A 6,095-nucleotide genomic window follows, 5' to 3' on the forward strand; every position below is an offset into this window, starting at 1 on the left:
GCGCTATTCCTGCAACGTCGGCGATTGGCGAAGGTCGTGGCGGCAGTCAATCTCCCCCCTTGCGGGGGAGATGGCCGGCAGGCCAGAGGGGGGTGTGACGGAGCGCTGACGTCTGCCAAAAGCTACTCAAACCTCTCCGGCAGATGATGCTCTTCCGCCAAATCCGAGAAGCGCGTGAACTCGCCGTGGAAGGCGAGGCTGACCGTGCCGGTCGGTCCGTGGCGCTGCTTGGCCACGATGCACTCGGCCTTGCCGCGCGCCTCGTTCATCTCGTTTTCCCATTTGATGTATTCGTCGGTGCCGAGCTTCGGCTCGCGGTTCTTGAGGTAATACTCCTCGCGGTAGACGAACAGCACCACGTCGGCGTCCTGCTCGATGGAGCCCGATTCGCGCAGGTCCGAGAGTTGCGGGCGCTTGTCGTCGCGGCTTTCGACCTGACGCGAGAGCTGAGACAGCGCGATGATCGGCACGCCGAGCTCCTTGGCCAAAGCCTTCAGGCCCGTGGTGATCTCGGTGATTTCCTGCACGCGGTTCTGCGAGGCCCTGGCGCTCGACCCCTGCATCAGCTGGATATAGTCGATGACGATGAGGTCGAGGCCGCGCTGCCGCTTCAGCCGCCGCGCGCGGGCGGAGAGCTGCGCGATCGAGATACCACCGGTCTGGTCGATGAACAGCGGGATCTTCTGCATCGTCTGCGAGCAGGCGACCAGCTTCTCGAAATCCATCTCGGAGATTTCACCGCGGCGGATCTTCGATGACGAAATCTCGGTCTGTTCGGAGATGATGCGGGTGGCAAGCTGCTCCGACGACATTTCGAGCGAGAAGAAACCGACGACGCCGCCATTGGCCGCCTTGAAGCTGCCGTCGGCCTGCTGCGCCGGCACGTAAGCCTCGGCGATGTTGAAGGCGATGTTGGTGGCTAAGGAGGTCTTGCCCATGCCGGGGCGTCCGGCGAGCACGATCAGGTCGGAGGGCTGCAGGCCGCCCATGCGGCGGTCGAGGTCGCGCAGGCCCGTGGCGATACCCGACAGATGGCCGTCGCGCATGAAGGCGGCGTTGGCCATGTCGACGGCGGTCTTGACCGCATCGTTGAAGCTCTCGAAGCCGCCGTCGTAGCGGCCTGTTTCCGCCAACTCGAAAAGACGCCGCTCGGCGTCCTCGATCTGGTCGGAGGGCGACATGTCGACCGGCGCGTCATAGGCGATGTTGACCATGTCCTCGCCGACGGTGATCAGCGCGCGGCGCGTGGCGAGGTCGTAGATGGCGCGTCCGTAATCGGTGGCGTTGACGACGGTGACCGCTTCGACAGCAAGGCGCACGACATACTGCGCGACCGTCATGTCGCCGACCTTTTCTTCGGCGGGAAGGAAGGTCTTCAATGTGATCGGCGTCGCGATCTTGCCCATGCGGATGAGCTCGGCCGCCACCTCGAAGATCCGTCGATGCAGCGGCTCGTAGAAATGCGCGGGCTTGAGAAAATCGGAAACGCGGTAGAAAGCGTCGTTGTTGACCAGAATGGCGCCAAGCAGCGCCTGCTCGGCCTCGATGTTGTTCGGTGCCTCGCGATAAAGCGGTTGCTCCGCCACGCCGATTTTGCGCGCTGCTTCTGCCATGATGTCCCCGATTTCGATCCCGGCTTCTCGATAACAAGAACGAGATGAGTCGGTGTTGACCTTTCTGCATCACCACGCGGCCAATCGGCCTTGATGCCCGTTGTTCACAGGAACGGCGAACCGTCCACAGGACAGTATTCCGGTGGCCCGATTCCGGTTGACTCGGCAAGTCATGATTCTTATGCGCAAGTATGGAACGAAGCAAGAACAAATTAGATGGCTGATTGCCGTCGGAGGCTCGCTCACAACCGATCTGCCACGTCTGTTCGCGCAGGGTGCCGCGGACGACCTAGATTAGTCGAAACACTCGTCAGGTCGTCATCCTATGGTCTGCGCCGCGTCGCTTCGCTCCCGCTCCGCCCGTGGATGACGAAGTCTGGACGCTTCGGCTAATCTCCAAAGCACGCGAGCCGCCAGCGCACCGGCGATGCGACTCTCTCGATGCCGAGGTCGTCCGGGTATGCGGCCTATGCCAGCGTATCGCCCCAGTCCGCCCGCCGCGCCGTCTTGAACACTTCGCCGTCGCGCTTGCTGAACAGGCGCTCGCCGGCGCTGCCGTCCGGTTGGCAAAGCTTTAGCACCACCTTGCCCGAACCCGCTTTCGGCGGCGCGATCACCCGCGCCGCGCGCGCCGCCGCCGGCTGCCGCGATGCGGCGAGGTAGATGAACTTCTCGTCCTCCCACGGCACGTCGGCCTCCTTGGCCAGCCGATGCAGGCGCGAGCGGGCGACACGGCGCGAGAAGTGACACCAGTCGGGCGGAACAAGCGGGCAGGGCGCCACGTGCGGGCAAGGCGCCGAGACATGCGCGCCGGCTTCGATGAGCTGCGATCGCACGGCAAGAACGCGCTGCCAGCCGGCCGGCGTTCCGGGCTCGACGACGAGCAGCGTGTCGGAGGTCAACCGCCAGAGCCTGCCGACGAGCTTCGGCAGCGAGGCCGGCGCGATCTCGTCCAGAACATAGGCCGCGCTGACGAGATCGGCGGGCCCGAGACCGTCGAGATCGATGGTGGCGTCGCCGGCGACCCAGTCCGCGCGGGCGGCGATCGCGCCGGCTGCCAGCGACTGCCCGATCTTGCGCACCGAAGCACTCGCCTCGACCAGAACCGCCTGCTCGAGCTCAGGCCAGACGTCCACCGTGGCCCAAAGCATGGTGCCAGGCCCGGCGCCGATATCGAGCAGGCTTTTCGGCAGGAACTCGGGTCGAGCCTCTTCCAGCGCATCGAGGCTTGCGCGGACAGCGGCGTAAGTTGCGGGCAGCCTGGTCGCCAGATAGGCCTTCACCGCCATGTCTTCGGCCATGTGCAAACGGCCGTCGCGCAGTTCGGCGCGGTAGCGTTCGGAAAGCGTTCTCGCCGCCTGTTTCAGCGCCGGCAGCGGCACCTTTTCGAGCAGGCCGTCGACGCCTTGCCGGAGCGGGGCGGGCAGCTCCACTTCAGACTCCCCGCGGTGCCAGAAGGATGACCGAGGCGCCGACGATGCAGAGCGCGGCGCCGGCGAGGTCGAAGCGGTCGGGGCGCGCGCCTTCGATCAGCCAAAGCCAGCCGAGCGAGGCGGCGATGTAGATGCCGCCATAGGCCGCATAGGCGCGGCCGGCGGCGTTGGTGTCGACGAGCGCCAGCAGGAAGCCGAAGAGGGCAAGCGAGACGAGGCCGGGAACAAGCCACAGCGGCGACTTCGCCAGCCGCCACCAGGCCCAGAAAGAAAAGCAGCCGGCGATCTCGGCAAGCGCGGCTGCGATGTAGATGAGATAGGTCATGAAAAAGGCCTCGCGAACGAGACCTTTTTCACGGCATCAGCCGCAATGGCAAGCGGCAATCCGCGCCGCCTACTCCACCGCCTTGCGGCGGCGCGCGGGCTTGGCGGCCACCGGAGCCGGCTCCTGATGGCCGAGGTCGCGCATTTCCAACGCCTTCTCGCATTTGGCCATGTAGTCGCGCGTCATCGGCAGCGTGTCGTTCTTCTTGGCGAGTTGGATCTGGAAGATGACCAGGTCCTGCCAGCGGAAGGCGGCTTCCGAGGCGGCGAGGTAGAATTCCCACATGCGGCAGAAGCGCTCGTCATAGATCGCCTTGGCCTTGTCGCGGTTGGCGGCAAAGCGCATGCCCCAGTGCTTCAGCGTCTCGGCATAGTGCAGCCTGAGCATCTCGATGTCGGTGACCACCAGGCCCGACTTCTCGATTGCCGGCATCACTTCGGAAAGGGCCGGGATGTAGCCGCCGGGGAAGATGTATTTACGGACGAAGGCACTGGTCGCCCACGGCACGCCGGAGCGGCCGATGGTGTGGAGCAGCATCACGCCGTCGGGCTTCAAGAGCGTCGCCGCCTTGTCGAAGAAGGTGCGGTAGTGGTTGACGCCGACATGCTCGAACATGCCGACCGAGACGATGTGGTCGAAGCGTTCGTTGAGCGCGCGGTAGTCCTTGAGGTCGAAATGCACCCGGTCCTGCAGGCCCATCGCATGCGCGCGGTCGGTGGCGACGCCATGCTGTTCGGTCGACAGCGTCACACCCTGAACATCGACGTCGAACGTCTTGGCGAGATAGAGACCGAGCCCGCCCCAGCCTGAACCGATGTCGAGCACCGTTTGTCCGGGCTTAAGCCTCAACTTGGCGGCGATATGGCGCTTCTTGGCGAGCTGCGCCTCGTCCAGCGTCATGTCGAGCTGTTCGAAATAGGCGCAGGAATACTGCATGTCCTCGTCGAGGAAGAGCTTGTAGAGCTCGCCGGACAGATCGTAGTGGCGCTGCACGTTGCGGCGCGAGCGCGAGGCGGTGTTGATCTGCTGCAGGCGGCGAAAGGCGTGGCGCAGACCCTCGATCGCCTTCGACCAGGTCGCGTCGATGCCGCCGCTGCCCATGTTCTGGAAAGCGATGCGCATCATGCCCAGCACCCCGCCCTCGAGGATGTCGAGCTCGCCGTCCATATAGGCCTCGGGCACGGCCAGCATCGGATCGAAGCTGATGGCGCGCTCGGCATGCGTGGTCTTGATGTGCATGTGCACGGGCTCGCCGCTGCCGTCGCCGAAAGTAACGGACGAGCCCTTCGGCCCGGTGACCTTGAGATTGCCCGTGCGCACCAGGCCGTCGAGAATGCGCTTCAAAAGAATATTCATGACCAAATGTCCCTCAGGGCAGGCTGACTTCCGCGCAAGGCCCGAAACGGTATCGGTATCGGGCGGGTCCTGCGCGAAAGTCACAGGTACTACGGCGTCATTTCTGCGTCCAAAGGACGCGCGACGCTATAGTCTGCCTCAAGATATAGGGGTTCGAAAAGTTCCATTTGGCATAAAAATGCCCGGGTCGTGTGCCCGGGCGTTAGTCCAGAAATTCTGGAGGCCTGCGAGCCGGAGCAGCGCTCCGGCCCTGTCGATCAGGTGTTGGCGATCAGGCGTTGTCTTCGCCGCTTTCGAATTCGGCGTTCGGGTCGAAGAAGTTCTCCGGCCGGGCGTTGTCGTTGATGTCCTCGCCATAGATGGCTTCGGCCGTCGTCAGCATCTCGCCCTTGGCCTGGCGCTCCGCCTCTTCAGCCGAGCGGGCGACGTTAAGCGTGACGGTGACCTCGACTTCCGGATGCAGCGCGATCGCCACATTGGTGAGGCCGATAGTCTTGATCGGCTGGTTGAGCTCGATCTGGTTGCGGTTGACGCTGAAGCCCTCGGCGGTCAAAAGCTCGGCGATGTCGCGGGTCGACACCGAGCCGTAGAGCTGGCCGGTCTCGCCGGCCGAGCGCACGACGATGAAGCTCTTGCCGTCGAGCTTCTCGGCGACCTGGCTGGCCTCCGACTTGCGCTCGAGGTTGCGGGCTTCGAGCTGGGCGCGCTGGCCCTCGAACTTCTTCTTGTTGGCTTCGTTGGCGCGCAGCGCCTTGCCCTGCGGGAGCAGGAAGTTGCGGGCGAACCCGTCCTTGACCTTGACGGTGTCGCCCATCTGGCCGAGGCGGGAAATGCGCTCGAGGAGAATGACTTCCATGGTTTCGTTCCTTCGGTTTGACGCCATCCGGGATGACGTCGGATTCTGTTGGAACAGGTCAGGAAGCAAGAGGGGCGTCGCCGCCGGTGTCGCTGTCCTGCCTGTCTGGCAGTTAGAGGTTCGTGGCCTCAACTCGGGATTTGAACCTGCCCTTGCGGCGCCCGTCGCCGTGGGGTCGAAGCGGGCGGCAAGCCGCCCGCGTCAATACTCTAGCTTAGCGAACCACGTAGGGCAGCAGGCCGAGGAAGCGGGCGCGCTTGATCGCCTTGGCGAGCTCGCGCTGCTTCTTCTGGCTGACGGCGGTGATGCGCGACGGCACGATCTTGCCGCGCTCGGAAATGTAGCGCTGCAGCAGACGCACGTCCTTGTAGTCGATCTTGGGCGCATTGGCGCCGGAGAACGGGCAGGTCTTGCGGCGGCGATGGAACGGGCGCCGGGTCGGGATCTGGTTGATGTCGACCATTATTCTGCACCCCCTTCAACGTATTCGCGCGGACGGCGCGGACCACGGT

6 protein-coding genes are annotated in these 6,095 nt (G+C 64.4%); all 6 read right to left on the minus strand.

Annotated features, from left to right (window positions below; genetic code table 11):
• Positions 1–122: 122 nt before the first annotated feature.
• Positions 123–1,613: a replicative DNA helicase gene (locus EOA29_RS21800; protein ID WP_126094854.1), complete on the minus strand. Its 1,491-nt coding sequence runs from the start codon at positions 1,611–1,613 to the stop codon at positions 123–125.
• A gap of 467 nt (positions 1,614–2,080) precedes the next feature.
• The gene (locus tag EOA29_RS21805) at positions 2,081–3,046 is read right to left on the minus strand and encodes a small ribosomal subunit Rsm22 family protein (protein ID WP_126094853.1); all 966 of its coding nucleotides are present in this window, start codon (positions 3,044–3,046) and stop codon (positions 2,081–2,083) included.
• A 1-nt stretch (position 3,047) separates the two neighbouring features.
• Complete coding sequence (locus tag EOA29_RS21810) at positions 3,048–3,371, minus strand: YnfA family protein (RefSeq protein ID WP_126094852.1); 324 nt, start codon at positions 3,369–3,371, stop codon at positions 3,048–3,050.
• Positions 3,372–3,440: 69 nt separating this feature from the next.
• Entirely contained in the window at positions 3,441–4,727 is a 1,287-nt protein-coding gene (locus EOA29_RS21815) for a cyclopropane-fatty-acyl-phospholipid synthase family protein (protein ID WP_126094851.1), read from the minus strand.
• Positions 4,728–4,998: 271 nt separating this feature from the next.
• Positions 4,999–5,583: a 50S ribosomal protein L9 gene (gene rplI / locus EOA29_RS21820; protein WP_126094850.1), complete on the minus strand. Its 585-nt coding sequence runs from the start codon at positions 5,581–5,583 to the stop codon at positions 4,999–5,001.
• Between the two features lie 214 nt (positions 5,584–5,797).
• Entirely contained in the window at positions 5,798–6,046 is a 249-nt protein-coding gene (gene rpsR, locus EOA29_RS21825; RefSeq protein WP_006203718.1) for a 30S ribosomal protein S18, read from the minus strand.
• Positions 6,047–6,095 lie beyond the last annotated feature (49 nt).

The sequence above is a fragment of the Mesorhizobium sp. M1E.F.Ca.ET.063.01.1.1 genome (genome assembly GCF_003998155.1).
Lineage (GTDB): Bacteria > Pseudomonadota > Alphaproteobacteria > Rhizobiales > Rhizobiaceae > Mesorhizobium.

What these genes read in the sequence shown, in the direction of transcription:
- EOA29_RS21800 (WP_126094854.1), bottom strand. Translation starts at nt 1,613, where the DNA reads ATGGCAGAAGCAGCGCGCAAAATCGGCGTGGCGGAGCAACCGCTTTAT.
- EOA29_RS21810 (WP_126094852.1), bottom strand. Translation starts at nt 3,371, where the DNA reads ATGACCTATCTCATCTACATCGCAGCCGCGCTTGCCGAGATCGCCGGC.
- EOA29_RS21815 (WP_126094851.1), bottom strand. Translation starts at nt 4,727, where the DNA reads ATGAATATTCTTTTGAAGCGCATTCTCGACGGCCTGGTGCGCACGGGC.
- rplI (WP_126094850.1), bottom strand. Translation starts at nt 5,583, where the DNA reads ATGGAAGTCATTCTCCTCGAGCGCATTTCCCGCCTCGGCCAGATGGGC.
- rpsR (WP_006203718.1), bottom strand. Translation starts at nt 6,046, where the DNA reads ATGGTCGACATCAACCAGATCCCGACCCGGCGCCCGTTCCATCGCCGC.